The 25,909-nt window shown below is 67.9% G+C and carries 27 protein-coding genes; 5 read left to right on the top strand and 22 right to left on the bottom strand.

Going from position 1 to position 25,909, the window contains the following annotated elements:
* Positions 1 to 18 precede the first annotated feature (18 nt).
* Positions 19 to 585: a hypothetical protein gene (locus AC5P9C_RS06780; protein WP_343541050.1), complete on the bottom strand. Its 567-nt coding sequence runs from the start codon at positions 583 to 585 to the stop codon at positions 19 to 21.
* 236 nt (positions 586 to 821) lie between these two features.
* Between AC5P9C_RS06780 and AC5P9C_RS06775 the strand changes: the two genes are divergently transcribed.
* Positions 822 to 2,003, top strand: a complete 1,182-nt coding sequence (locus tag AC5P9C_RS06775; RefSeq protein ID WP_343541051.1) for an efflux RND transporter periplasmic adaptor subunit — start codon at positions 822 to 824, stop codon at positions 2,001 to 2,003.
* Between the two features lie 2 nt (positions 2,004 to 2,005).
* Positions 2,006 to 3,949 (top strand): ABC transporter permease, encoded by a 1,944-nt coding sequence (locus tag AC5P9C_RS06770; protein ID WP_343541053.1) that lies wholly within the window; start codon positions 2,006 to 2,008, stop codon positions 3,947 to 3,949.
* A gap of 103 nt (positions 3,950 to 4,052) precedes the next feature.
* Here the strand turns inward: AC5P9C_RS06770 and AC5P9C_RS06765 are convergent, their stop codons facing one another.
* The 3 genes from AC5P9C_RS06765 to AC5P9C_RS06755 form a co-directional block, all read right to left on the bottom strand.
* Positions 4,053 to 4,646, bottom strand: a complete 594-nt coding sequence (locus tag AC5P9C_RS06765) for a mechanosensitive ion channel domain-containing protein (protein ID WP_343541055.1) — start codon at positions 4,644 to 4,646, stop codon at positions 4,053 to 4,055.
* Between the two features lie 6 nt (positions 4,647 to 4,652).
* Positions 4,653 to 5,519, bottom strand: coding sequence for a glucose 1-dehydrogenase (locus tag AC5P9C_RS06760; RefSeq protein WP_197638726.1), 867 nt, complete (start codon positions 5,517 to 5,519; stop codon positions 4,653 to 4,655).
* 100 nt (positions 5,520 to 5,619) lie between these two features.
* Positions 5,620 to 6,003 carry a sensory rhodopsin transducer gene (locus AC5P9C_RS06755; protein ID WP_343541058.1) on the bottom strand — a complete coding sequence of 128 codons (384 nt, stop codon included), beginning with the start codon at positions 6,001 to 6,003 and terminating at the stop codon, positions 5,620 to 5,622.
* A 59-nt stretch (positions 6,004 to 6,062) separates the two neighbouring features.
* Between AC5P9C_RS06755 and AC5P9C_RS06750 the strand changes: the two genes are divergently transcribed.
* Positions 6,063 to 7,049, top strand: coding sequence for a TIGR03885 family FMN-dependent LLM class oxidoreductase (locus AC5P9C_RS06750; RefSeq protein ID WP_057494859.1), 987 nt, complete (start codon positions 6,063 to 6,065; stop codon positions 7,047 to 7,049).
* Here the strand turns inward: AC5P9C_RS06750 and AC5P9C_RS06745 are convergent.
* On the bottom strand, positions 7,019 to 8,605 hold the full coding sequence (locus AC5P9C_RS06745) for an alpha-amylase family glycosyl hydrolase (protein WP_343541621.1): 1,587 nt from the start codon (positions 8,603 to 8,605) through the stop codon (positions 7,019 to 7,021). The genes AC5P9C_RS06750 and AC5P9C_RS06745 overlap by 31 nt on opposite strands.
* Before the next feature lie 159 nt (positions 8,606 to 8,764).
* On the opposite strand from AC5P9C_RS06745, the gene xth reads away from it, so the two are divergent.
* On the top strand, positions 8,765 to 9,556 hold the full coding sequence (gene xth / locus AC5P9C_RS06740) for an exodeoxyribonuclease III (RefSeq protein WP_074725202.1): 792 nt from the start codon (positions 8,765 to 8,767) through the stop codon (positions 9,554 to 9,556).
* On the opposite strand, the gene AC5P9C_RS06735 is transcribed toward xth, so the two are convergent.
* The 15 genes from AC5P9C_RS06735 to AC5P9C_RS06665 all read right to left on the bottom strand — a co-directional run bounded on the left by AC5P9C_RS06735 (position 9,557) and on the right by AC5P9C_RS06665 (position 23,307).
* Positions 9,557 to 11,275, bottom strand: coding sequence for a sensor domain-containing diguanylate cyclase (locus AC5P9C_RS06735; protein WP_083348132.1), 1,719 nt, complete (start codon positions 11,273 to 11,275; stop codon positions 9,557 to 9,559).
* Positions 11,276 to 11,395: 120 nt separating this feature from the next.
* The gene (locus AC5P9C_RS06730; protein ID WP_049467172.1) at positions 11,396 to 11,590 is read right to left on the bottom strand and encodes a hypothetical protein; all 195 of its coding nucleotides are present in this window, start codon (positions 11,588 to 11,590) and stop codon (positions 11,396 to 11,398) included.
* Entirely contained in the window at positions 11,587 to 12,225 is a 639-nt protein-coding gene (locus tag AC5P9C_RS06725) for a DNA-3-methyladenine glycosylase (RefSeq protein ID WP_343541625.1), read from the bottom strand. Before AC5P9C_RS06725 ends, AC5P9C_RS06730 begins: the two co-directional genes overlap by 4 nt.
* Before the next feature lie 72 nt (positions 12,226 to 12,297).
* Positions 12,298 to 13,257, bottom strand: a complete 960-nt coding sequence (locus AC5P9C_RS06720) for a cation diffusion facilitator family transporter (RefSeq protein ID WP_049467175.1) — start codon at positions 13,255 to 13,257, stop codon at positions 12,298 to 12,300.
* A 69-nt stretch (positions 13,258 to 13,326) separates the two neighbouring features.
* Positions 13,327 to 13,911: an AprI/Inh family metalloprotease inhibitor gene (locus AC5P9C_RS06715; protein WP_049467177.1), complete on the bottom strand. Its 585-nt coding sequence runs from the start codon at positions 13,909 to 13,911 to the stop codon at positions 13,327 to 13,329.
* 190 nt (positions 13,912 to 14,101) lie between these two features.
* Positions 14,102 to 14,359 (bottom strand): hypothetical protein, encoded by a 258-nt coding sequence (locus tag AC5P9C_RS06710; protein WP_057494852.1) that lies wholly within the window; start codon positions 14,357 to 14,359, stop codon positions 14,102 to 14,104.
* On the bottom strand, positions 14,356 to 15,708 hold the full coding sequence (locus AC5P9C_RS06705) for a TFIIB-type zinc ribbon-containing protein (protein ID WP_164082034.1): 1,353 nt from the start codon (positions 15,706 to 15,708) through the stop codon (positions 14,356 to 14,358). The genes AC5P9C_RS06710 and AC5P9C_RS06705 overlap by 4 nt, the downstream gene beginning before the upstream one ends.
* A 20-nt stretch (positions 15,709 to 15,728) precedes the next feature.
* Positions 15,729 to 16,868, bottom strand: a complete 1,140-nt coding sequence (locus tag AC5P9C_RS06700; protein ID WP_343541629.1) for an SPFH domain-containing protein — start codon at positions 16,866 to 16,868, stop codon at positions 15,729 to 15,731.
* Between the two features lie 101 nt (positions 16,869 to 16,969).
* Complete coding sequence (locus tag AC5P9C_RS06695) at positions 16,970 to 17,854, bottom strand: NAD(P)-dependent oxidoreductase (RefSeq protein WP_343541631.1); 885 nt, start codon at positions 17,852 to 17,854, stop codon at positions 16,970 to 16,972.
* Positions 17,855 to 17,905: 51 nt separating this feature from the next.
* A complete protein-coding gene (locus AC5P9C_RS06690) occupies positions 17,906 to 19,189 on the bottom strand; it encodes a transporter (RefSeq protein ID WP_343541633.1) in 1,284 nt (427 codons plus the stop codon).
* Between the two features lie 46 nt (positions 19,190 to 19,235).
* Complete coding sequence (locus AC5P9C_RS06685; protein WP_074725194.1) at positions 19,236 to 19,985, bottom strand: hypothetical protein; 750 nt, start codon at positions 19,983 to 19,985, stop codon at positions 19,236 to 19,238.
* Positions 19,986 to 19,998: 13 nt separating this feature from the next.
* Positions 19,999 to 20,703: a C39 family peptidase gene (locus AC5P9C_RS06680; RefSeq protein ID WP_343542929.1), complete on the bottom strand. Its 705-nt coding sequence runs from the start codon at positions 20,701 to 20,703 to the stop codon at positions 19,999 to 20,001.
* A 99-nt stretch (positions 20,704 to 20,802) separates the two neighbouring features.
* Positions 20,803 to 22,119, bottom strand: a complete 1,317-nt coding sequence (locus tag AC5P9C_RS06675) for a FapB/FapC family functional amyloid domain-containing protein (protein WP_057494847.1) — start codon at positions 22,117 to 22,119, stop codon at positions 20,803 to 20,805.
* A gap of 43 nt (positions 22,120 to 22,162) precedes the next feature.
* On the bottom strand, positions 22,163 to 22,732 hold the full coding sequence (locus tag AC5P9C_RS06670) for a FapB/FapC family functional amyloid domain-containing protein (RefSeq protein WP_414612626.1): 570 nt from the start codon (positions 22,730 to 22,732) through the stop codon (positions 22,163 to 22,165).
* A gap of 44 nt (positions 22,733 to 22,776) precedes the next feature.
* A complete protein-coding gene (locus tag AC5P9C_RS06665) occupies positions 22,777 to 23,307 on the bottom strand; it encodes a FapA family amyloid fibril periplasmic chaperone (RefSeq protein ID WP_312581298.1) in 531 nt (176 codons plus the stop codon).
* Positions 23,308 to 23,703: 396 nt separating this feature from the next.
* Between AC5P9C_RS06665 and AC5P9C_RS06660 the strand changes: the two genes are divergently transcribed.
* A complete protein-coding gene (locus AC5P9C_RS06660; protein WP_197638718.1) occupies positions 23,704 to 25,056 on the top strand; it encodes a sigma-54 interaction domain-containing protein in 1,353 nt (450 codons plus the stop codon).
* Here AC5P9C_RS06660 and AC5P9C_RS06655 read toward each other — a convergent pair whose 3' ends face one another.
* Together AC5P9C_RS06655 and AC5P9C_RS06650 are read right to left on the bottom strand one after the other, a co-directional pair.
* Complete coding sequence (locus AC5P9C_RS06655; protein ID WP_150826669.1) at positions 25,057 to 25,365, bottom strand: DUF6958 family protein; 309 nt, start codon at positions 25,363 to 25,365, stop codon at positions 25,057 to 25,059. It lies immediately after the preceding gene.
* Complete coding sequence (locus AC5P9C_RS06650; protein WP_343542920.1) at positions 25,358 to 25,900, bottom strand: GFA family protein; 543 nt, start codon at positions 25,898 to 25,900, stop codon at positions 25,358 to 25,360. Before AC5P9C_RS06650 ends, AC5P9C_RS06655 begins: the two co-directional genes overlap by 8 nt.
* Positions 25,901 to 25,909 lie beyond the last annotated feature (9 nt).

Below are 25,909 nucleotides of genomic sequence, written 5' to 3'. Positions count from 1 at the left end.
GCGGCATCAACGGCAGCGTCATCGTCGGCGCTCCATGGCCTGCGCTTCCGCGTCGGCTGCCCAGGCCAGCGTGGCTAGCACCAGCGTGCGATGCAGGGACGGCTCCACCGGACCCGCGCCGCGCAGCTGCTGCACCACCAGCGTGGAGAGCGCAGCCGGCAGGTGGGTCCAGCGGCAGTCCATCGGGGTGGCATCCACCCGTGCCTGCAGGCGTGCCGCCATGGCGGTGATGGCGCGCAGCCGCAGGGCCAGCAGGGCCAACAGCAGTAGCGCCGTGGCCGCCAGCAGCAGGTACAGCGCGGCGTGGGCGCCGAAGGCCGTGGCCGACGTCATCGCCAACCCGATCAGCAGCAGCGAGACGGCTGTCCCCGCGCGGGTGGCGTGGCCGGGGCCGTCGCTGCGGAACCACGCCAGTGCGGCGGCGCCGAAGCCGGCCAGCAGCGGCGGCATCGGGTCCTGGCTGGCCAGCAGCCACGCCATGGTTGATGCCATCACCAGCGCCAGCGACCAGGGCGAGGGCGCACACCAGGCCAGGTAAGCGCGGCGCACATCCAACGGGGGCAGCTCGGGATAGGGACGGGTCACGGCGGGCAGGCAGTCGGCGAGGCCGCCGAGGCTAGCGCCCGTAGATGGAGACTTGGTCGAGATTGTGTCGAGATTGCGTGGAGCCGCGCCGCGGATTCAGCCGCCGACGTGGTGCATGAACGGTTGCCGCGTCTCCATCCAATCTCCACGGTGGCTCCAAGAAACATCCACCTGGGGCTCCCAGACTGCGGACCTGGCAGCCGCACCCGGCGGCTGCACGCACCCCGGATGTTTCCATGAACAACCGCAGAACCTGGATCATTGCCGCAACGCTGGCCGTTCTTGCCGGCGCGGGCAGCTGGTGGGCGTTTGCCGATGGCGATGATGCCGCCTTGATCACCGCACCGGCCACGGTTGCCGATCTGGAGCGGACCGTGCAGGCGGTCGGCCGGGTCAATCCAAAGGAGCTGGTGGCCGTGGGCGCGCAGGTCTCGGGGCAGGTCAAGCGCCTGCACGTGGTGCTGGGCCAGCACGTACAGGCCGGCGACCTGATTGCCGAGGTGGATTCACAACCGCAGAGGATTGCCCTGCGCAGCGCCGAGGCGGCCGCCAATGCGCTGCGTGCGCAGCACGCGGCCAGCCAGGCGCGCTACACCCAGGCGCTTCGCACGTATGATCGGCAGTCACAGCTGGTGGCATCGCGCCTGGTCTCGCAGGAGAGCTTTGAAGCGGCGCGCGTGGCGCGCGACGCGGCACGTTCGGATGTCGCTGCATTGCAGGCGCAGATCGACCAGGCGGTGACCCAGGTCGAAACCGCCCGCATCAACCTGGGCTACACCCGTATCGTCTCGCCGTCCGCGGGCTACATCGTGGCCATCGTCACCAAGGCGGGGCAGACGCTGAACTCGATGCAGACCACGCCGACCCTCGTGATGCTGGCACAGATGGACATCGTGACCGTACGCGCCGAGATCGCCGAGGCCGACGTGGAGCTGATCGCACCCGGCCAGCGGCTGTGGTTCTCGACGCTGGGTCCGAGCGGGCGCCGCTACGAATCCCATCTGCAACAGCTTGAGCCTGCGCCTTCGTCGATCGCCGACGCAGCCAGCGGCAACAGCGGCGGATCGGCGCAGACGCCCAAAGCGGTGTACTACGCGGGACTGTTCGACGTGGCCAATCCGGGCCTGATGCTGAAGCCCTCGATGACGGTGAAGGTGACGATCCAGCTGGCACGCGTGGCCAACGCGCTGCAGGTGCCGCTGAGCGCATTGACCGAGGCCGGTGACGGGGCCGGTACCCGCACGACCGTGCGGGTGGTCGATGCGAAGGGCCGTGCCCGCGAGCGCGCAGTGACCACCGGCCTGCGCACCGCCACCGCCGTGCAGATCCTGTCCGGCCTGGAAGCCGGCGAGAACGTGGTGGTTGGCCAGGCATCCAGCGGCGGCGACGCCGAACCCACCAGCCTGCTGGGGATGTGAGCATGGCCGACGCACTGCTGGAACTACAGGGCGTATCGCGCGCCTATCGCTCGGCCGCCGGTGAAGTGGTGGTGCTGAAGGAGGTCTCGCTGCGCATCGACGCCGGTGAGTTCATCGCCATCATCGGCCCCTCGGGCTCGGGCAAGTCCACCCTGATGAACATCCTGGGCTGCCTGGACCGGCCGACTGAAGGCAGCTACCGCGTGGATGGGGCAGCGACCGAGCAGATGTCGCCCGACCAGCTGGCACGCCTGCGCCGCGAGCACTTCGGCTTCATCTTCCAGCGCTACAACCTGATGGAGAACCTCAGTGCCATCGAGAACGTAGCGTTGCCCGCCGTCTATGCCGGCGTGGCCGCCGACGCGCGCACCACGCGGGCTCGCCTGCTGCTGGAAACACTCGGCCTGGGCGAGCGGACCACGAACCGGCCCAGCCAATTGTCCGGTGGCCAGCAGCAGCGCGTTTCCATCGCACGCTCGCTGATGAACGGCGGCGCGATCGTGCTGGCTGACGAACCCACCGGCGCGTTGGACCATGCCAGCGGCCAGCAGGTGATGGCTGAACTGAAGCGCCTGCACGGCCAGGGCCATACCGTGATCCTGGTGACGCATGACGCGGCGATTGCCGCCCATGCGTCGCGTGTGATCGAGATCGCCGATGGACGCGTGGTGGCAGATCGACAGGCGCGAGGCCAGCCGGTGCGACCGCATGCAGACGCATCGGAGCGCGCGCCCGCCGTGGCCGCCGAACGGCGCGCCCGCGTTGATGCCATGCGGGAGGCGACGCGCATGGCAGTACGTTCGATGTTGGCCCACCGGCTGCGTACCTTGTTGACCATGCTGGGCATCATCATCGGCGTGGCTGCCGTGGTGACGGTGGTGGCACTGGGCAAAGGCGCGCAGGCACAGGTCGAGTCACAGATCAACGAGCTGGGCGCCAGCACGCTGGAGATCTTCCCGGGCACTGATTTTGGCGACCCGCGATCGGCGGAGATTGAAACACTGGTGGTGGCCGACGCCGATCACCTGGCCGCATTGGGCTACGTAGACAGCGTAAGCCCCAACCTGAGCGGTTCGGTGGCCGCGTTGCAGGGCAGCCGGCGTGCCAACACGCAGGTGCTTGGCGTGGGCGCTGACCTACCGCGCGTGCGCGGGCTGCGGCTGAAGGCCGGCCGGTTCTTCACGGATGACGAGGTCCACGCGCATCGTGCTGTCGGCGTGCTCGACCAGAAGGCGGCCAAGGCGTTGTCCAGTGGCAGCCCGGTGGGCAGCACGGTGCTGCTGGGCGGGATGCCGGTGGAAGTGATCGGCGTGGTGGGGACCAGCGCGTTCGCCGGTGGCGCAACGCCGACGGTCTACGTGCCGTACACCTCGGCGGCTTCGCGGCTGCTGGGCAGCCCGCGCCTGGAGAGCATCACCGTGCGGGTGCGCGATGACGTGCCAACCCGAGCAGCGGAGGCATCGTTGGGTGCCGAACTGCAGCGGCTGCACGGGCGTCGTGATTTCTTCATCTACAACGCGGACCAGATCCGCAAGGCGGTGATGAAGTCGAGCCAGACCCTGGCCGCGTTGGTCTCGGCCATCGCGGCGGTGGCGCTGGTGGTCGGCGGGGTGGGCGTGATGAACATCATGCTGGTGTCGGTGAAGGAGCGCGTGCGCGAGATTGGCGTGCGGCTGGCGGTAGGGGCGCGGCAGGGCGACATCCTGCGCCAGTTCCTGATCGAAGCGGTGTTGATCTGCCTGTTCGGCGGGGCGCTGGGCGTGCTGTTGGCCTTTGGCGTCAGCGCATTGTCGAGCCTGCTGGCGCTGGGCGTGCCGTTCCTGTTCACGCCAGGGCCGGTGCTGGCCGCGTTGGTGTGTTCGTCTGCGATCGGGTTGGGCTTCGGCTACTTCCCGGCACGCAGTGCGGCACAGCTGGAACCTATCCAGGCATTGGCGGCGGAGTAGGGTCGCTGTAGAGCCGGGCCTGCGCTCGGCTGCGCTCCGTTCGGCCGCGATGCACCCTGCGCTGCGCGCAGCAAGCCGGGCATGAGCGCGGCCCTGCCGCTGCTCAGCGCACCTTGCCCTTTATCGGCAGGCTGCCCGGCAGCTGCGAATAGCCGCTGTCACCCCAGTGGCGGGTAATGCGCTGGAAGAACAACGAGTTCGGCACGCGCAGCAGGCAACCGCGCGCGCCGTCGCCACGATCACTCAGCGTGGTGTAGATCAGGTTGATGTCCACCACCTGGCCACACAGGCCCGGCTTGTCCACGCTCTCCAGTACCTCGATGGTGTCGTTGATGCGGAACGGGCGCGTGGCGACGATCAGGAACGAACAGAACAGGTTGGACAGCACGCTCCATGCGGCGAAGAATGCCACCGCACCGACTGCCATGAAGCCGGTCAGCGCGGTCCACAGCACCGAGCGCGACACGCCCAGGCGCTCCAGTATCAGCAGCGTGGCCGCCAGGTACAGCAGTAGCGCACCGCCGCGGCGCAGGCCTACGTGCAGCTCAGGCGCCAGCCGGCCGCGCTGCCGGGCCTGCACGAGCAACCATGCCAGGGCACGCGCCATCAGCCAGGCCACCCCGAGAATGACCAGCACCTCGGCCACCGGCACCACCACCAGCAGCCAATCCGCGATCCAGGCAGGCAGTCCGGCCATGAGTGGTCACAGCGTTGCCGCGCCGCCGGAGATGGTCAGCAATGCACCGGAGGTGTAACTGGCGCTGTCGGAAGCCAGCATCACGTAGGCCGAGGCCAGTTCGGCGGGTTGCCCGGGGCGGCCGAACGGCGTCTGCGAGCCGAACTGCTCGACCTCTTCGGCGGCCATGCCTGCCGGAATGAACGGCGTCCAGATCGGGCCGGGCAGCACGGCATTGACGCGGATCTGATGCTCGGCCAGCAGGCCCGCCAGCCCCAGCGTCAGGTTGGCGACGGCGCCCTTGGTCGCAGAGTACGGAAGGATGTTCGGGGTCGGTCGCTTGGAATTGACCGATGCGGTGTTGATGATCGCGCCGCCACCGCGCAGGTGCGGCACGCACAACCGCGTCAGATTGAACACGGCGTGGACATTGGTATCGAACGTCCGCTTCCAGTCATCCAGGGTGATGTCGTCGAAATGCTCGTAGTAGCGCTGGTAGGCCGCGTTGTTGACGAGGATGTCGAGACCGTCCAGCTCGCTGGCCACACGATCCACCAGCGAGCGCGCCTGCGCCGGGTCGCTGATGTCACAGGGCACGAGCACGGCCTTGCGCCCGGCCTGTTCGATCTGCTGCTGTACATGGCGGGCGTCGTCCTGCTCGCCATCGAGGAACGCGATGGCGACATCGGCGCCCTCGCGCGCGAAAGCAATGGCCACCGCTGCGCCGATGCCGCTGTCACCGCCGGTGATCAGTGCCTTCTTGCCCTGCAGCTGGCCATGGCCGCGATAGCTGTCCTCGCCGTGATCCGGCCGCGGCTGCATCTGCGCGGTCTTGCCGGGGAAGGCTTGCTGCTGGGCGGGGAAGGGCGGGCGTGGGTAGTCGGGCAGGGCCATCGTCACTCTCCGATCGTTGATTGACCGCAGTGTCGCGCCGAACGGGTAAACGACCGGAGGGTACAGTGTCGTGACCGTGTGGACGCGCTCGCGTGCGGCTTCACAACGGATGGGCGATCGTGGTCATGATGCTGTTGGCCGGCTGCCGCGAATCCAGCCGCGTGTGCTGCACGATGATCGGCTGGTCGGATTCGACGAGGGTGGCGAAGCCCATGCCGCGCGGCACCGGCGCCGGGTCCTCCAGGTCATTGAAGCGCAGATGGCAGGTGCGTCGCGCGGGTACGGTGATCCGGTAGGGGCCGACAGGATCGCGGTCCTCGAAGTAGAGGGTCAGCGTGACATGCGCGTCCTCGTTGCCGGCATTGAGTACGCAGCAGGTTTCGCGGCTCTGCATCTCCGGTGACGGGCCGTTGCTCCAGGCGGGAATGTAGCCCTCGGCGATAGCCCAGCGTCGATGCCCGATGCAGGAAGCGTTCGTTTCCATGACGCCGTTTTAGCTGGGAACGTGTTGCCATCGTGTCCAGTGCCCGCAGGGAACCCGTGATGACCATCGGCTACCACGCATCGCATGAGCAGTTCCCGCCCGCCACGCTGTTGGGCCTGGCGCTGCGCGCCGAACAGGCGGGATTCGAGGCCCTGATGTGCTCGGACCACTTCCACCCCTGGACGGCCGCGCAAGGGCAGTCCGGCCATAGCTGGGTATGGGCGGGCGCACTGGCAGTGCAGAGCGCGTTGACCCTGGGCATGGTGACGTGCCCGATGCTGCGCCAGCACCCGGCATTGGTGGCGCAGGCCGCGGCCACCCTGGAGCAGCTGGCGCCGGGACGGATCTGGCTGGCACTCGGCACCGGCGAGGCGCTGAACGAACGCATCACCGGACAGGCGTGGCCAGCCAAGCGGGAGCGGCAGAAGGCACTGCGCGATGCGGCCGAGGTGATGCGGCGGTTGTGGGGCGGCGAGCAGGTCGACCACACGGGGGGCTTCCAGGTCCGAAAGGCGCGGCTGTACAGCCGGCCAGCACTGCCGCTGCCGCTGCTGGGGGCGGCCGTCACCGAGGAAACCGCACGCTGGATGGGCGGCTGGGCCGATGGCCTGATCACCATCAGCCAGCCACTGGCGCAGTTGAGGCGTGTCGTGGCGGCGTTCGAGGACGGCGGTGGCAGGGGCAAGCCGATGTACCTGCAGGCCAAGCTCTCCTACGCCCGCGCCGAACAAGCGGCGCTGGACGGCGCGATGGAGCAGTGGAGCGCCAACGTGCTCCCACCGGAACTGGCCGAAGGGCTGGACCAGCCCGAACAGTTCGAAGCACACGCCCGATCGATCAGCGCCGAGGAGCTACGCGGGCGCGTGCATGTATCGGCAGACCTGGCCCGGCACAAGGCCTGGCTGCAGGAACTGCAGTCATTGGGGTTCGATCGCATCTACCTGCACAACGTGAACCGTGAGCAGGAACGCTTCATCGATGACTTCGCCGAACACGTGCTGCCCGCGCTGCGCACTCAGGCCCCGTCTGCGGCCAGCCAGGTGTAGCCGTGCCCCTGCAGGATGCAGCGATGATCGCGCAGCCTGGCGCCATGGGCCACCAGCGTGCGCAGCGGGCCGCGCAGGGGCAGATCCACCTCCACCGGTTCGTCGCCGAAGTTGATCAGTGCCAACGCCTGCCGGGGCGCGTCGCCGTAGCAGAGCATCAGCAACGCAGGTGACGGTGGGTCGAGCGCATGTGGCCCCTGCTGCAGCACGGGATGGGCATTGCGCTGCAGCAGCAGCTCGCGCACGCGCAGCAGCAGCGAGCCGGGCGTTCTACGTTGCACCTCGACATTCACCGTCCGGTAGCCGTAGGGGCCGTCTGCCGGTGGCGCGCGCCACGCATGCCGCGGTCGATCGGTGAACCCCGCCCCTGGGCGGCCATGCCAGTGCATGGGCATGCGCACGGCATTGCGTTCGGGCAGCTCCAGGCAGTCACCCAGGCCGATCTCCTCGCCATAGCGGATCACCGGCACCTGGCCCAGCGACAGCAGCGCCGCCCAGGCCATGGCCTGCCATGCGACATCGCCCTCCAGCATCGGTGCAAGCCGGCGGCGGATGCCGCGGCCATAGATGCGCATGCCAGGTTCGGGCGCGAAGCGCTGCATCACCGCTTCGCGTTCGTCCGGCTCCAGCTGCTCCAGGTCCAGCTCATCATTGTTGCGCAGCCAGGCGATGCGGGTGTCCGGCGGCGCCTGTGGGCCGTATTCGGCCATGACCCGCGCCACTTCGCTCGCGTCACCGCGCGCCAGTGCCAGGAAGAAGTGATTGTTGAGGTGGAAGTCGAGCAGGTGCGAGAGGCGCCGCCCCTCGCACAGGAAGTTACCGTAGTGGGATGCGCTGACGTCCGCTTCGCCGATCAGCGGCAGGCCCGGCTGCTGCGCGTCTGCCGTGGCACGCATCGCCTCCAGCAGCCACAGTCCGTCGTCGTGCGGGTCCGCGTGGCGGGCGCGCTCGACCATATACGGGACGGCGTCCACGCGAAAGCCGGCTACGCCGCGCTGCAGCCAGAATTCCATCACCCGCAGCAGTTCGTCGCGAACCGGTGCGTGGGCCAGCTCCAGGTCGGGCTCGTGCCGGTAGAACATGTGCCGGTTGAACGCGCCGGCCTCGGCATCCCACGTCCAGGCCGAGGCCTCGATGGGCGGGAACATCGGCTGCAGGCCGTCGTCCGGTACGTGGTCGCTCCAGAGATACCAGGCGCGCCAGGCCGGGTCGCCCTGCTGCGCGGCGACGAACCAGGGGTGGGCGCTGGCAGTGTGCTGCATCACCAGTTCCACGATGATGCCGATGCCACGTGCATCGGCGGCATCGACCAGGCGCTGGAACGCGGACTCATCGCCGAGGCGTGGATCGATGCGATAGTGGTCGGTGACATCGTAGCCACCGTCACGGCCGGCGTTGCAGTAGAACGGCAGCAGCCACACATGGCTGATGCCGAGCCATTGCAGATGGTCCAGCTTTTCGGTGATGCCATCCAGCGTGCCCCAGCCGCAGCCATCACTGTCGCGGAACAGGTAGGGGTCGATCTGGTAGATGGCGCGCAGCGGACGCACCGCCATGAGGCTTCTCCAGCACCGTTCACGGGCGAACAGCCTGCTGCCGGGCGTGGCAGCGGCTCGTGAAACGAACGGAACCCTGCCGTGACGCGGCATCCACGGACCGTGCATGCGCCGGCGCGCACAGTGAAGGCTCATCCGCAGCGCAGAGAGGCCTCGTGCATGGCCCGCCGCAAGACGCTCCGCATTGCCACGTTCAACGTCAACGGGATCGGCACGCGCCTGCCGCAGTTGCTGGATTGGTTGCACAGGGAATCGCCGGACGTGGTTGCCCTGCAGGAACTGAAGGCGACCGACGCCGCGTTTCCCGCTGCAGCATTGGAAGAGGCCGGCTACGGTGCGCTGTGGCAGGGCGAGGCGCGCTGGAACGGCGTGGCGCTGCTGGCACGGGGGACCACCCCGGTTGAGAGCCGCCGGCGCTTGCCGGGCGAACCCAGGGATACGCAGAGCCGCTACCTGGAAGCGGCCGTGCACGGCGTCATCGTGGGCGCCCTCTACCTGCCCAACGGCAACCCGCAGCCCGGGCCGAAGTTCGACTACAAGCTGCGCTGGATGGAGCGCCTCCTCCGGCATGCGCGCAGCCTGGTCGATCTGCCGCACCCGGCACTGCTGCTGGGTGACTTCAATGTGATTCCCACCGATGCCGACGTCTACGACCCCAAGGCCTGGCGCCGCGATGCCCTGTTCCAGCCCGAGGTTCGCGAGGCCTTCGAGCGGCTGCTCGCGCAGGGCTGGACCGATGCGCTGAGGCAGGTGCACGGCGACGCCACGATCTACACATTCTGGGACTACTTCCGCCAGCATGCCGAGCGCGACCGTGGGCTGCGCATCGATCATCTGCTGTTGAATCCCGTGCTGACGGAGCGACTGAAGGATGCCGGCGTCGACCGCTGGGTACGCCTGCAGGAAAAGGCCAGCGATCATGCGCCGGCCTGGGTGACGGTGCGCGCCTGATCAGCGCGCGGCGGGGTCCTCGCGCCGCTCGCGGCGCACCCGCTCGCGGGTACGGTACAGGCGGCTGTCGGCCTTCTGGATGGTGTCGGCCACTGGCTCGCCGGGCGTATTGATCGCCGCGCCCATCGAGAACGCGGTGGGTGACAGCGCTGCATGGTCCCGGTACCAGTGTTCAAGCTCGCTCAGACGGCCGTGCGCGGGTGCGACCAGCACCACCATGAACTCGTCGCCGCCCAGCCGCACCACGGTTTCATCCTTGCCGAGGGCGGAGCGCAGGAAGGCCGCGAACTCGACCAGCACGGCATCGCCGCGGCGATGGCCCTGGGTGTCGTTGATGCGCTTGAAATGGTCCAGATCGAACATCACGCAGGCCCAGCGCTCGTCGACCAGTTCATCCAGGCGGTGCAGGAAGCGGCGGTTGTAGCATTGGGTGAGTGGATCCTTGAAGGACATCTCGCGCAGCTGTTGTTCCTGCATCCGCAGGGCGGTGACGTCCTGCGCGTGTCCAAGCACATAGGGCGGATCGGCCTCGGTATCGAGCACGTTGTGGTACGCCCAGTAATGGCGGGTTCCATCGGCGGCGATCAGTTCGATCACGCCGGCGTCGGTGTGGTTGGCCTGTATCCGCTTGAGGTAGGCCTTGAAGCCCTCGCGCTTTTCCGGCGGCATCAGGTCACACAGGCTGCGCCCGATCATCTGGCTCTCTTCGAACCCCAGCGACTGCACGGCGGCCGGATTGACCGAGGTCAGCACGCCTTCCAGCGTGTGGGTGCAGATCAGGCCCAGGCTGTAGTGGAACAGCCGGCGGTAGCGTGTCTCGCTGGCCTCCAGCGCGTCCAGTGCGGCGCGCTCTTCGGTGATGTCCTGGATGGCCCCGACCAGCCGCGGGCGTCCATCGACCTGCTGACGTCCCCCGACCACCCGGGTCCAGATCGCGCGCCCGTCGGCAGTGGTCATCGGCAGCTGCACTTCCCAGGAGGTCCCTTCATCGATGCAGCGCTGCACCGCAGTGCGGATGATGGCGCGGCTGTCTTCGCGATAGAACGACAGGGCGGTATCAAGCGTGGGCTGGTAGTTGGCCCGCACGCCGTGGATCTGCTTGGTCTCGCGGGTCCAGCGCACCTCGTTGCTGACCAGGTCCATTTCCCAGCCGCCCACCCGCGCGGCGCGGTTGGTGCGCTCCAGGAAATCCTCGCTGCGCTTGAGCTCGCGATGCAGCGCCTTGGCCTGGCCGACCTGGGCCATCAGCGTGCTGCGCTGCTCGAGCACCTGCGTGGTGACCCGCGCCAGGTGCACCATCAGCTCGCGCTGCGACGGCGACAGCACGCCGGGCATGGCATCGAGCAGGCACAGCGTGCCGATGCGCGCGCCCTGCGCCGAGCCCAGCGGGATACCGGCGTAGTGGCGGATGCGAGGGCCGCCAGTCACCAGTGGATTGGTGGAGAAGCGGGGGTCCTGGCGCGCGTCGGGAATCTCGAACAGCCCGTCCTGGCGGATCGCATGGGTGCAGAACGAGATCTCCCGGGCCGTCTCGCTGACGCCTTCCAACCCGATGTTGGCCTTGAACCATTGTCGGTCTTCGGCCACGACCGTGATCAGGCCCATGGTCATGCCGGTGGCGGCGCGCGCGGCGGCGACAATGGCATCGAACACCGGTTCCGGCGGCGTGTCGAGCAGGCGGAGGCGGTCGATTTCGAGCAGTCGTTCGGCTTCGTCCATGGCGCTTTTCAGGGCTGGGTGGCGAGGGCGGTTGCGGCGGCTGTCTGGGGCTACGCTAGTGCGCACGGCGTTATGTATCGCCATGGCTGGGTGATGCCGATGTGAGGCGGCAGCGCCGGCTCAGCGCTCGCTGAGCGAGGCCTGCAGTGCCGTGGCCAGCGCGGCGTCTCCGGACACCAGGTCCTGCCAGCGCAATGCGATGCCTTTGCGCCGGCCTTTTTCAACGAGCTTCAGTCCTTCCGGATCCACAGTGAGCGTGTAGGGCTGGCCGTCGATCTGCAGTTCGCGCCGCAATGGTTTGTCGAGAGGGGTCATCGGCGTCTCTTCACAGACGATGCAGGGGAGCGCGGTCGAATCGATACGTGACGGTGATCACGGATGTGCCAGCGCCAAGGGAAATCGACTGCGCGTGTGATGCCGATGCGAGGCCCCACCACCGGATCCGCCGGAGGCGGCACGCCATCGCTGGCAATGACAATGCCGTGGCTGCCGGTCACCAGGTCGGCGCCGTCGAAACCGCGGTCCAGCCCGAAGGCCTGCGACAGCTTGCCCGGCCCGCTGGCCAGATCGTGGTCCCGGCGCGCGGCGGGGCGCAGCTCGTGCATGCGCTCAAGGCCCGCCAGCGGCTCGACGGCCCGCAGCAGCACCGCCACGCCTTCACCGACCTCTCCACAGACCACGTTGCTGCCCCAATGCATGCCGTAAGTGAAATACACATAGAGGTGGCCGGCCTCGCCGAACATGCTGGCCGTGCGCGGCGTCTGTCCGCGATAGGAGTGCGCCGCCGGATCATCACGGCCGGCGTCGGCTTCCACCTCGACGATGCGGCCGGTGCGACCGTCGTCGCGGACCAGCAGCTTGTTGAGCAGCTCAGGGGCGACCTCGGTCGGCGGGCGCTGGTAGAAGCTGCGCGGAAGGATCTGCAGGGAGGCGGGCAACCAGTCCGGCACGGCAGCGGCAGGTTCAGGTGAAGGACCGTGCCACTGTGGCACCGCGCAGGTGAAACGCGCGCAGACAGCGTGTCATCGTGGTGCGGAAGCGGGCGCCAGGGCGGCGCGCCGGGCGGCATAGACCTCGGGCGTCTGCGGCTTGATGAACAGTGCCACCAGTTCCGGATACTCGCGCTTCACCGCCGTTTCGATCCGGGTGATGCAGGCTTCGATCTGTGGGGTCTGCCGGTCATCCTCGAACTCGGCGCTGAGCATGGCCACCACCTGTTCCGGGCCCATCTGCATGGTGGTCACGCCATTGGCGCGACGCAGGTCCGGATCGGTTTCGGCCACGGCCATGATCCGCTCGGCCACCGCCGGATGGGCGGGCTCTCCCACCAGCAGGCCCTTGGTCTCGCGGGCGAGAAGGAAGGCAGTCGCAGCCAGCACGCCGGCGATGCACAACGAGGCAACACCATCGAGCACCGGCATTTCGAGCAGCTGGGCGGCCAGCAGCCCGGCCAGCGCAAAGCCGAGGCCGAGCAGGGCGGCGCTGTCTTCCAGCAACACGGTGAAGGTGGAGGGATCCTTGCTGCGGCGGAACGCTTCGAAATAGCCGAGTTTGCCCTTGGTCCGGCGGAACTCGCGCAGCGCCACCCACCAGGACGCACCCTCGAACAGGATGGAAATGCCCAGCACGCTGTAGCTCAGGGCATGGTTGCGTGCCGGCTCGGGATGGCGGATGTGCTGGATGCCTTCGTAGGCCGAGACGCCTGCGCCGGCCGCGAACACCAGCAGGGCAACGATGAAGCTCCAGAAGTAAAGCTCGCGGCCGTAGCCGAATGGGTGCACCGGGTCCGGCGCCTTGCCGGCGCGGCGCAGGCCGTACAGCAGCAGAAGTTCATTCAGGGTGTCGACCAGCGAATGCACGCCCTCGCTGAGCATGGCCGAGCTGCCGGAGATGCCGGCGGCGATGAACTTGGCGATCGCAATGGCGAGGTTGCCCGCGAGCGCGGCGTAGATGACAAGGCGGGAACCAGTGGGAGCGGACATTTCGGCGAGCGGGCGGGGCGGACGCCTGATCTTCGCGGTCGGCGCGTGCCCGCTGCGTGCACGCTACGCTCAGCGCCCCTTGGGGTTGAGATACAACCGCGCACCGTCGGATTCACGGAACCCCGACCAGCGCCCGCCGCCCGACACGCGGAAGCGCCCGAATACCGTGTTGCTGGTATCGGTGAGCAGCAGCTGGTTGCCTGACAGCACCCAGCGGTTGGCCGAGAAGAAGCCGTCCGGGCAGCCGGCGGGTACGTAGGCGCTGTAGCCACCGAACCACTCGATGCTCTTCAGTTCGATGGTGCACGTGCTGCCGTTCTCCTGGCCCAGCGTCCAGCTGCCGAACAGATCGCCTTCGCGCACGCCGCGGCCGCCGCGCTGGCGGTCGTGGTCCCAGTCATCGTTGTTGTCGTGGAAGCCGAAGTCCACGTCCAGCCCCTTGCTTTCACTGCGCGACTCGGACTGCGAGCTGCCGCTGGTGGTGGTCTGCGTGGTCATCGCGCCACTGCTCTGGGTCTGGGTACTGCTGGATTGCGTGGTCTGCTCGGTACGGGAGGTCTGTTCACCGAAGCCGAACGACGCGTCCTGCGCAAGGGCGGGCAGGGCCAGGAAGCACAGGACGGACAGGCAGGCACGGGCAGGAACGGCGGCCATCGCAGGATCCTCGGCAGGGTGGATCGCGCGAGTATCGAACCGGTGGGGTGGGAGACGGCGTGAGGACGCGCCCAAGGTGCTGTCTGCTGAAGGGTAGTGCCGGCCGCTGGCCGGCTCCCCTTTGACGCCCAGAAACCGAAGGAATGCCGGCCAGCGGCCGGCACGCCCCGCAGCCAGGCTTGGCCTGGCTCTATCCTTCGGGTTTCACCCGAGCGACCCGTTTCCGGTACTCGTACACATTGTCGCCGCGGATGCGCTTCTCCTCGGTGCCGGTGACCCGGCCCACCTGCTGGTCCGAGCCGGTGACCGGCTTGGCCTCGATGGCGGTCTCGTGCTCGAAGGAATGCGATTTATCGGTGTTGCGGTAATAGCGGTACAGCGCCCAGTACAGCGCGGTTGCGCTGGCCGGACCTGCCGCCAACAGCCAGAGGCCACTGTCGTCGCTCATGTGGTTGCCACCAGGAAGGCAATTGCGAGGGCTTCAATGATGGTGCCGGTGGCCAGTGCCGCCAGCAGCATCTTCCATTGCTGCACGGGCACGCTGCCCATGGTTTCGCCGGTACGGCCGTTCACCGCGATGTAGTGCAGCATGCCGCCGTTCTTTCCAGGCTGGTGGTAGGAGTACAGCCACACCGGCAGGTACATCGAGACCCAGCGGGTGCCGTGCACGTCCAGCTGTTCCTGTTCCCAGCGCACGCCACGGTTGTAGCGCCTCACCGACCCTTCCACCTGCGCACGGGCGATCGACAGCAGCTGGTCTTCCAGCCGCGGCCGCAGCTTTTCCACATCCAGGTTGCGTTTTTCAGAGGTGAAGCCGGCCAGGTACGAGGCGTTCCACTTCACCGCGTTCTTGGTGTCGAACGGCAGGATGGTGTTGATGATGTTGTTGGTGTTGGCGCGGGTATCAAGATTCCCGCGCTCGGCCGAGGATTCCAGCGGCAGGTCATCGACGGTGAAATCCACCTGGCGCTCGACCTGGTAGACATCGGCATCGTACAGGGTGCGCTTGTTCTTCTCGCTGCCCACCGTGTACTCGCGCGTCTTGATCTCGCCCTTGCCGGCCACGGCCGCGCTGGCATTGCTGTCGACGATCATGTAGGGCAGGAACACGCCCACCACGTTTTCCGGGGTGAACTGGTCCTTGAACGCCTTCAGCGCGAACATGCGGCGCTTGTCGACGAACTGGCGGATGCGCGCGACCGCATCGTCCTTCCTGATATGGAACGGCAGCACCGCATCGGGCACCGCGCCATTGCTGATCTGTTCGTTGACGCCGAACACATGGCGGCACCAGTGGCAACGCGCCGTCATCGTGCTCTCGGTATTGACCGTGACCTCGGCGCCGCAGCCGGTGCATTTGAACGTCATCAGTGCCGAGGTGTCGGCATCGATGTCACGCGCACCGGAGGCGATGACCGTGCCGCGCAGCTGGTCGATGGCCTCGCCCAGGCCGAATTCTTCCTCGACCCGCGCGCCATGCCATTGGTGACGGCAGTACAGGCAGACGAGGATGTCAGTGCCGGGCTTGGGACGGATGTCGCTGGCGCCGCACTTCGGGCAGCGGTTGAGGCCGTCCTTCAGTTCGCTGGCCGAGGTGTCGATGGCCACCGGGTCAGGCGCTTCCACTTCATCGCGGATGGCCTGCGGCAGTTTCGAGGTGTCCAGCGGGAAGCTGCCGGGCAGGGGAGGAACGTCCTGCGGCGAACCGGGCCCATCCAACGACGCCGCCGGCAGGGGCGGCGGCGTCGCGGGCGCGGATCCGGGCAGCGGCGGTGGGCCGTTTCGGGGATCGGACATGTGGGTCGTGCGTCCTGCCGTTACAGGCCCAGTGCCTTGGCTTTCAGGGCGTCATAGTCGCCCTGGGTGATCAGCCCCAGGTCCAGCATTTCCTTGGCCATCTTCAGCTTGGCCACCGGGTCGTCCGCGGCCGGGGCGACCGGCTGCTGCATGCCGCCGACACCGAACATCCCCGAGGCCATGCCGACGCCGACCAGGCCTGCGGCACCGCCGTTCTCGCCGGCCGACTGGATGCCCTGGGCGACGCTGGCCTGCAGGTTGGAATTGCCGCGCGAACCGGACAGGGCATCGGCACGCTGCACGGTCTTCAGCAGTTCGCGGGTGTTGGCGTCGTACTCGATCGAAACGATGGCGGTCTTGACGATGGCCAGGCCACGATCGCTCTGCCACTGGTAGGCCTGCTCGACGGCAGCCGACAGGCTCTGCGCGAAGCCGATCGAATCCTGCTGCAACCGGGTGATGCGGTTGCCCTTGCCCGGATCGTTGGTATACAGGCTGAAGGCCGGGGCCAGCGAACCGACCACTTCATTGAACAGCTGGCTGGCGGCGGCGTTGTCCAGATCGGTGAAGTCGAACACCTGGCCGGGCTGCAGGTAGCTGGCCGGCACGAAGTTCTTCACGAACAGGATCGGGTCGACGATCTTCAGCGTGTACGAGCCGCGCGTGACCGCGCCGACCTGCGTGTTGAGGAAGCCGTCGTCCCAGTAGATTTCCGACTGGGTACCGAAGCGGTTGTCCGGCAGCTCCTTCAGCGAAACGAAATAGGCAGCCTGCTGCGAGCCCGGCTGGCCGCCGAACTTGAAGCGTTCCCAGCTCTGCTTGATGAAGGTACTGACCAGGCCGTCGCCGGCGAAGATCGACTGCGAGTTGAGGTCGTCCGAACGCCACTCGTAGCCACCCGGTTCGGCGACGAACGCGGTGATGGCGCCGTCCTGGAACAGCAGCAGGCCGTAGCCCTCTGGCACGATGATCTTCGAGCCGTTGCTGATGATGTTGGACGAGCCGCTGGTGTTGGAGCCGCGGCCGGCGTTGGTGCCGCGCGGCACCGCCGCGAACAGGGCCGCCGTGGACGGCAGGCCCGTCGGCACGGTGTAGAAGTCCTTCCATTGGTCGGCCAGCACGCCGCCGACCGCACCCTTCACCGCCTGTACCAGACCCATGTCCAACTCCCTGTGATTCAAGGGCAGGCACCATGCCTGCCGAACTGGACTGAATATAGCAGCGGCCAGCGACCGCTGTGGTGCCGGAAGATGAATCCGGATCAGGCGCCGCCGGTGGCCGGCGGGGTGCCCCGGATCGCCTGCAGTACCGCCGCCATGTCCTGGCCTCCCAGGCCCATCTGCTGTGCCCGGGCGAACAGCGCATCGCTGGCGTCGATCAGGGGGGCCTGCATGCCTGCCTCGCGCGCTGCCGCAGCCACCAGCCCGCTGTTCTTCAGCACGTCGGTGATCGAGGCCTGCACGGCGAAGTCTTCCCTGATCATCTTGTCCAGCTTGATCCGCGATACGTCGCTGGCCATCGGCCCGGCGTTGAGCACTTCGGCAAAGCGCTCCAGGGCAATGCCGTGGACCTCGGCAAAGCGCACGGCCTCGCCCAGTGCGGTGACCAGCGTGATCAGATACAGGTTCACCGCCAGTTTCATGCGCAACGCCGCGGGTACCTGGCCGCACGCCACGCACTGCCGGCCCAGCGGCGCAAGCAGCTGCGATGCTTCTGCAACGTCAGCCGCATCGCCGGCCAGCATGATGACCAGCTGCGCGGACTCGGCCTGAAGCCGTGAACCGGAGACCGGCGCCTCCACGTAGCGCCCGCCGGCCGCGCGGATCTGTTCGCCCAGTGCCTGGGAATACTCCGCCGAGCTGGTGCCCATGTTGATCACCAGGCGGCCTTCGACGCGGGCAGTGAACGCAGGGCCGTTTCGTGACAGGACCGCGTCGATGGCCGGGTCGTTGGCAAGCATCAGGACGATCGTTGCGCATGCATCGAACACGTCCCCGGCGGCCGCTGAGACGCGGATGCCGGCGGCGCGGGCGGTGGCATGGTTGCGGTCGGAGCGGGACCAGCCCCAGAGCATGTGGCCGGCGCGCGCCAGGTGCGCGGCCATGGGCATGCCCATGACGCCAAGGCCGATGAATCCGATGGGCATGATGGACGTCCACTGGCGGCAGGGACGCCATCATGCCACGGCGCCTCGCCGCTACAGCATGTACGGAATCTTGAACGCCAAGGTAAAGTCGGGGGCATCCGGGGTCAGCCCGATGCCCAGCAGCGTGACCAGCGTGGTGTGCGCGTTGAGCGCATAGGTCACGCCCAGGTTCAGTGACGCCGCATTGGCGTCGCTGCCGATCACCTTCATCCACTTTCCACCCTGGAAGCGGGTGGAGGCACGGGCGCTGATGCGGTCACTGAAGGACAGGCTGAGGCTGGTGCGCTCGTTGAATGCAAAGGCGACGCCCGCACCGAAGTAGACCGAGCCGCCCAGTTTCACGTCACCCGGGTTGACCGTATCGGGATTGCTGTCGATGTCACTGAAGCCACGCGGGAACGAATGCACATAGCCGAGGTTGGCGAACAGGATGGCCGGATCGGCGGTCTTGACCATCGACAGGCCCACATTGGCCTGCCACACGCCATTGCCGGTGGGCTGTTCCTTGGGCACGGCGAAGCGGATGTAGTCATCGTCGTCGCGCTCGATCACCTTCCAGTCCAGGCCGTAGGGTGCGCGCCCGGTGGGCGCGGTCACTCCGGCGGTGAGCACGGTCTCCGGGCGCCAGCCGCGTTCGCCGAACAGGCGGTAGTTCGCGCTCAGGCCGATGTCGCCGAGGCCGTTGCCGTTGGTCTGCTCCTGCGCGATGGCGGCTGCCGCCCCCCCGGCGCCACCCTTCTGGTAGACCGTGCGCCGCGCCAGGTACGGCACATCCAGGTTGAGCGTCAGGTTCGGGCTGACGCCCCAGCGGGCGGCCAGGTTGTAGGTGAGCGAATCGGATTCAACGTTTTCGATGGCGATGTTGCCGAGGAAGATCGCGTCCAGCGCCAGGAAGCCATTGAGGGTGAGCTGCTTGCGGTCGTAGCGGGCGTAGGTGAGGCTGTTCTCGACGGTGAAGCGGCGCGAGAACAGCGCCGACTGCTGTTGCTTCACATCATCCACGCTGCGCCGCGATTCCTGCCTTGCCTGCTGTGCCTCGGCGGCGCTGCTGGCATAGCCCTCGGTGCCCGGCGAAGCCTGCGCGGTCGGGCCTTGCTCGCCGGCCGCAGGCGGGGCCATCGGTCCGACCTTCCCGCTCAATCGCGCCTGCATGGCCTGCACCTGCATGTCCAGTTCGCGCAGCCGCCGCACTTCCTGTGCGTAGCTGGATTTCAGCTGCTCCAGCTGGTTGGCCAGGGCCTGCACGTCGGCGCCATCATCCGCCGGTGGTGTGGCGAGGGCGGTGCCCGCCAGCGCCGCCAGCGCCAACGGGGTGATCCTCATCAAGGTGTGCATGTTCGTGTCCTGCGTTGTGGAACGCTCCCCCAACGCCGTGCCGCTGTTACCGGCCCGGCCCCATGCCGCGGTTCAGCGCGATTGCCTGGGCCACGTTCTGGCTCAACGGCAGGTTGCCGCCCACGGTGTCCCGTACCAGCTCCAGCCGCAGCTGGTTGCTGGCGATCTGGCCGTCTGCGGCCAGGGCGATGCCCTGGCCGACGCTGCCATTGCGTATCCATTGCTGGACCAGGCCTTGGCCATCCACCTGCAGCTGCAGGCGAGCCTGGTTGCCGTCCAGCACCGCGGCGGCCGACATGCCGGCAGCCTGCGCACTGATCGAATGCGGGCCGTCACCCGGCGGGGCCGGCACCGCGCCATTGCGTACCACCAGCGTGGTCGCATTGCGGGCGACGTTGCCATCCCCGGCCACCTGCACGCTCTGCACCAGGCCGCTGGCATTGGCCAGGCCGCTGCTGTCGATGTGGCGACCCTGCGTTTCCGGCAGTGGCGCGTCCGCAGCCGTCACGTGCACGCTGGGCTGGAAGCTCAGCGTCGGGCTGCCGCCGCCGCGGAAGTCCATGCCCAGGGTCAACGCACCCTGCAGCATGCTTCCGTTGCCGGCCTGCCACTGCGAGACCATCGTCACCCCGAACCACGCCACGGTATTGCCGCCCACGGTGTAGCGGCCACGCATCAGGCTCAGTTCGGGATCCGGAATCTCCTTCAGGCCGTGCCCGGGCGCAGCCTCTGCCGGCTGCAGATGCAGGGCGGGGCATGCCAGCAGCAGGACCATCAACAGGCGGTGGCGGAACATGGCGAAGCCTCCTTCAGAACAGGTCGGCGTGGCTGAAGCCGAAGTCGACCAGTTCGGCATCGGTGATGGGCCCCTGTCGCGCATAGAGCGCGCGGGCACTGGGCCGTTCGCTGGGTTGCAGCAGGACCGTGTTGCGATCGAAGTCACTGCCGATCACCACGAAAACCGCACGTGATGGCCAGGCGGCCAGGAATTCGGGCAACGCCAGGCTGCGGTTGCCCAGGATCGGATCGGCCACTTCGACCACGCCCTCGCGCACCTGCTTGAGCACCACGAAGTGGCGGAAGCCGCGCACGTCCATCAGCACAAGGCCGGGAACGCGAAGTGTGCGCAGGCGCGCTTCATCGATGCGGTAGCCACGCCCACGCATGCCCAGCGATTCCACATAGCGCTTGATGTCGAGCAGGGAAAAGCCGCGCTCGGCCACCAGCGCCGGATCGGACACCCCCATCATTCCCTCGATCACCGTCGCTTCGTCGGTCTGCAGGTGGTAGGCATGGCGCAGGATCGTCGCCAGTGCAGCGGCCCCGCAGCTGTAATCGGTATGCTGCCGCACCACGTTGCGGTAGCGCCGTTCCTGCATGCTTTCGACCTTCTGCTGCAGCAGCGCGCCGTTGGGCAGCACGCCAGCGAAGCCGACGTCGCCCGCCCGTGCAGGCGCACCGCCCAGCAACAGCGCGCAGGCCAGCAGGCACAGCGAGAGACGGTGGCCGATCATCGCGTTCTCCGGCAGCAGGGGGGAGCCCCTGTCCCAAGGGGGAGGAGGAACAGGGGCTCCCGGGGACCCGGTCGTTGGCGGACGGCCGGGGTGGTGCGCTTACTCGCCGCTGCCGCCACCGCCGCCGGTGCCGGGCTGGGCGACTGCCAGGGCCAGGCTGTTGGCCTGCAGATTGCCGGTGCCCGCCGCCACGTTCACGCCGATGTTGCCGGAGGCACCCGAGAAGGCGCTGCCGGACAAGGCCGACGTGTTGGTGGCATCCACGTTCACCCAGCGCGTGGTGCTGACCGTGCCGCTCAGGCTGGCGTACAGATCGGCCACGCCCAGTTCGACGAACTGGCTGGTGCCGCTTTCACGCGTATCGAAGCCCAGGCCGCCCACCCCCGGCCGGTTGGGGTTCATCGTGGCGTTCTGGATCTCGTTGTCCAGGTCGATGTGGCCGGTACTGTTGCCACCGGGATGCGGCAGGGCGCCGTTCCATGTATCCAGGTAGTAGTTGGCCATCTGGTAGGCGTTGCCGGTGCCGCGATAGGTGCCTGCGCCATAGCCCCAGGTCAGGCCGCTGACGCCGCCATGCAGGCCGACCTGCACGGTATCGGTATAGGACTGCACGAAGCCGGCGTTGCTGACCGTGTTGCCGGTGGACACCTGGTTGGAACTGATGCTCGACTGCGCCATTGCCGTGGTCGCGACCGAGGCCGCGAGCGCGTTCTTCTGCTCGTTGTTGTTGCCCGAAGCGATGTTGACGCCGATGTTGCCGGACGCGCCGCCGAAGGCATTGCCACTGAGGCCGGCGGCGTTGGTGACGCCGGCGTTCATGGTGGCGTTGCCGAACCCAGCCTGGTTGACGAACACCTCGGCGTCGGCCATGCCGAAGCTGAAGGATGCATCGGCAGCAGACAGCGAGGCCGCGTTGTCCTGGGCATTGTTGTCGCCGGATACCACGTTGAAGCCCAGGTTGCCGGAGGCACCGGCACCGACGCTGTCACCGATCGATGCACGGTTGGTCACCAGGCTGTTGCTGGTGGCGTTGTTGCTGATCGACTGGCGGTTGTCGATCACCGCAATGGCTGCAGAATCGAGGTCAATGTCGCCGGTGATGTTCGGGTCGCCGGAGAAACTGATGTCGGTACCCAGCCGCAGGTCCTTCTCCAGGTTCACGTCGACGCCGTGGTTGTTCTTCTCCTTGCGCTCGTCGGCCTGGATGTTGCTGTGCTTCTGCACATTGACGTTGACGGTGCGGTTGCGCACGTCGTTGTCGGTGTGGTTGTGGGTGTCGTTGCGGGTTTCGCTGACGGTGTGGGTGTGGTTGATGTTCGCGTTGGCGTTCTGGTTGTCCCAGCCATTGGCCGCAGCGGCGGTCGAGGCAGTGGCAATCGCCATGGCGAGCATGGTCCGTTTGACGGTCGCTTTCATGGTGCCCTCTCTCTCATCGGGTGGTGCATCGGTTGGGTGGTCGTCACGGACGGTCCTGCACGACCAGGCCCAGTACATTGGCCGTGTCGTTGCCGTTGCCCGCGATCTGGTTGAGTTGCAGGACACCGTCGAATCCCCGCAGCGCGGTGCTGGTGACACCGGCGCTGCGGGTGCCGGTCGCGGTGCCGTGACCGGCACCCTCCCGCTCCCCTGCGAACGCGTAACCTTCGGCAGCCAGGGCCGTATCGTCGGTTTCGCGTATGCCCTGTCGCGCCAGCGTCGCACTGACGACGTTGAGCGTCGTGTTGGCGGTGCCACTGGCCTGGTTGATGGATGCGATGCCGCTGGCACCGGCCAGTGCCGTGCCGTCGATGCTGGCAGCGGCGTGCATCGGTGCGCCCAGCACGCGGTTGCCGCCGCGTCGTTGCAGGTGGCTGATCGAGACGTCGGCACGTTCGCCGGTAGCGACGCCACGCAGGTTGGCCTGCAGGTTGAGGTCGCCGGCCGCCTGGTTCACCGCGATCGCGCCGCCTGCACCGGCCAGGGCGTGGCCGTCGATGCGGGTCACGTCGAGGTAGGCGAGCATGCCGCTGTACTCGTCGGCCTGCGCCATCAACGCCGTGGCGGACAGGATCAGCAGCAGCCAGCGCACCCGCTTCACTTGCCACCTGCCGGGGCCGGGCCCTGCAACGGGAACTGGGCGAGGGCGCCGCGCACAGTATCGGCGACACCGCGGGTGCTGCTGCCGACCGCGCCGAGCGGGCCACCCAGGGCGCCCCCGAGACTGCCGCCGACATTGCCGTCGCCACTGCGGCCGAGCGTGCCGCGCAGTGCCTGCTGGGTGATCCGTTCGACGGTGGTGCCACCGGGCGCGGCGACGGACGCTGCCTGGCCTGCACCGATGCCGGCATACTCCTGTTCGCTCAGTTCATCCATCCCGCTCGCCGCACCAGCGGTGCCCAGGGCCATGGCGATTTCGCGCTGCGGCTTGGGATCGGCGATCAGCGCCATGCCCGGCGGTGCCATGCGATAGGCTGGCCGCGCCGCTACGTCCCGCAACAGCACGATCTCGCCGGCCTGCGCCTTCACGCCCTGGCGGGCACCGGACGCGGAGGCGCCGGCGCCGATCGACAGCAGGGCCAGTGCCAGTGCTGTGGCGGGGCCGCGAAACAGGGTGGTGCCGTTCATGCCGACCTCCCGCGATGGGTGCGGCGGAACAACGCATCAACCGTGCCAACCTCGAAGTGTCCGGCTGCCAATGCCCTGGCCGTGCTGCGCTGCACGCTGCTGCTGCCGCCGTGTTACAGGCACGTCGCGGGATTGTTGGGATTTCGGAGCCCCAGCCACCGCAGGGCTTGGGCGGCGGACGACTGTCGCAGGGGTGTTACAGGTCGCGCCGCAGTGTGAAACGGCGCCGCTTCAGCCGGGAATTCCTTGACGCACTGCTCATTGCGCCGGCGTTTAGGGAGGCGCTAGGATCCGCCCAACAAGGGCCGCCGCGGCGGCCGTCGAGGTCCCGGCGGGGGGCGGCACGCCGGTGATTGCCTGACAGTCCGCCGACGGTGTCCGGATGCTGGGGGAAGCATGGCAGCGGTCCCGGAGGCTTCTACGTCACGTTGCGTGCTCTGGTTCGGCGAGCCGCTGGCGGACGAGCGCAGTGCGCTGGCGGCCGCAGGCTGGTACGTGCGCCGCATCCATCCCGACCCGGCGATGGCGATCGGGCTGCGCGGGCGTGATCGGCTGCTCGCCGTGCTGGATCTTCGCCATCTGGATGCGCCTGCACTGCAGTTGCTGGCGCCATGGATCGAACAGCACGCGCATCTGCCGTGGCTTGCGGTGCTGCCGCCCGGCGCGGGGCCTACGCCTGCGCCGTGGCTGCCCTTGCTGCAGCGTTGCATCTCGCGGTTCACCCTGCCGTTCGGCCTGCAGGAGCTGGTGGCTGCGATGCGCCAGCAGTTCGACGCCGATGATCCATCCGCCGACGAAGTGTGCAACGGGCAAGGGCCGCGCACACTGATCGGCGAGAGTCCTGCGCTGCACGCGGTGCGCACCGTGCTGCACAAGTTCGCGCCGGTGGAACTGCCGGTGCTGGTCACCGGCGAAACCGGCACCGGCAAGGAACTGGCCGCACACGCGCTGCATGCGCTGTCGGGGCGTGCCGGCAGGCCGTTCATCGCGGTCAACTGCGGTGCCATTCCGGCCAGCCTGGTGCAATCGGAGCTGTTCGGCCACGAGCGCGGCTCGTTCACCGGTGCCGACAAGCGCCAGATCGGCGTCTTCGAAGCCGCATCCGGCGGCACCGTGTTCCTTGACGAGGTGGGCGACCTGCCAGCCGAAGCGCAGACCAGCCTGCTGCGCGTGCTGCAGGAAGGCACCTTCGAGCGCGTCGGCAGCAGCCAGCCGCTGCGCGCGGACGTGCGCGTGCTTGCTGCCACCCACGTCGAACTGGAACACGCGGTGGCGCAAGGGCGGTTCCGCAGCGACCTCTACTACCGTCTGAACGTGCTGCGCCTGCTGATGCCGCCGCTGCGCGAGCGCGGCGCCGATGTGCAGCTGCTGGCTGAACATTTCCTGCGCTGCTTCCGGCTGCGCCACAGCGTGCGTGCACGTGGCTTTGCACCCGCTGCGCTGCAGGCGATGCGGCGTTTCGAATGGCCCGGCAACGTGCGCGAACTGCTGAACCGGGTGCAGCGGGCGGCGATCATGGCCGAAGGCGAGCTGATCAGCGAGCGTGACCTCGAACTGGGTGGGCCGGTGCATGCGCCGGGGGCGATGTTGCACGATGCCCGCGGCCAGGCCGAACGCGATGTGCTGCTGCAGACCCTGCGCCAGACCGGCTACAACGTCTCCGAATGCGCGCGGCAGATGCAGATCTCGCGGGTGACCGTGTATCGCCTGTGCCGCAAGCATCGGCTGGAGCTGCCGGCGCAGCGCTGATCAGCCGGCCGGCACGTGCTTGAACAGGCGCAGTGGCCTGCCTGGAAGACGCTCGATCACCCCCTTGGCCTCCAGGTCCAGCTGCACGGCCTTCAGCCACCAGCCCGCCGTGGCCCCTTGCGGAAACAGCGAAGCGGGCAGGTGCGGCAGCAGCGCCTGCTTCGCCTGCGGCACCGTCATCCCGGGAGGTTGCCTGGGCAAGGCGCGCAGCAGGGCCGCGCGCATGGCTGTGTACTTGGCCCGATCCACGCGCTGGATGTGCCCGGGCGTGGTGATGCTCTCGATCTCGATCCGCTCGGGCTCAGACATGGCTGTCTCCCGCGATGTCGATGCGTGGGCTGCGGAAGCCCATGGCGATCCACGCCTTCAACAGCCGGGCATAGAACCGCAGCGAGTGGGTCTTCAGGTTGGGCACATCGTCGGGAAGGACAGACGCGTCGGGAAGATCGTTGACCATCGTCCGCATCTCCACGGCGGGGCGTAGCGCGTCCGGCCACAACAGGCCATACAGGCTCAGCCAATGGCCACCGCTGAACTCCAGGAAGAGGGGCGTATTGCAGCAGCCCGCCACGACGCGGCGGCTGCCGGCCGTCCTGGACAACCGCCACGCCTGCAGCCGGGAATGCCCGGCGTCGATGCGGACGCGATCCTTGCGCTGCATTACGAAATGCGTCTGGCCCTGAGGCCCCAGCACCTGCGGTGCGCCGGGCAACGCCTGCATCCGGGCGCCGGCCCTGCGGCAGCTTTCGCAGCAGCATTCGACGGTGGCGATGGGACGGCCGGTGGTGGTCAGGCGGACCTGGCCGCACGTGCACGCAAGGGACTGTTGGGAGGGCATCTGCATCTTCTCCTG

It is taken from the genome of Stenotrophomonas sp. YJH_SMC_10 (assembly GCF_059371555.1).
Note: the sequence above shows the minus strand (reverse complement) of the source record. Positions and strands in the feature narration are given on the sequence as shown.